The 265-nt window shown below is 64.5% G+C and carries 1 pseudogene; it reads right to left on the minus strand.

Annotated features, from left to right (window positions below):
• Positions 1 to 265 (minus strand): annotated as a pseudogene (locus tag Ga0451573_RS19285) (carbohydrate ABC transporter permease); the annotation flags it as partial.

Here is a 265-nt window from a genome sequence, read left to right on the forward strand (position 1 = left end):
CCCCCGCCTGATAGAGAACCGTGGCCAGCGGAATGCCGAAGGTGATCGGCGGCACCAGCAGCGGCAGGAGGAACAGCAGCATGATGAGCTTCTTGCCGGGAAACTCGCGCCGCGCCAGCGCATAGGCCGCCGTGACGCCGAGCAGGCCGGAGAGCGCGACAACCGTGAAGACGATCTGGAACGTCACGATCAGGACGTCGCTGAGCTGGAATTCGGCCCAGGCGGTAAAATACCATTTCGTCGTCCAGCCGGCCGGCAGCCATGT

Source organism: Phosphitispora fastidiosa, from assembly GCF_019008365.1.
Taxonomy (GTDB): Bacteria; Bacillota; Thermincolia; order Thermincolales; family UBA2595; genus Phosphitispora; species Phosphitispora fastidiosa.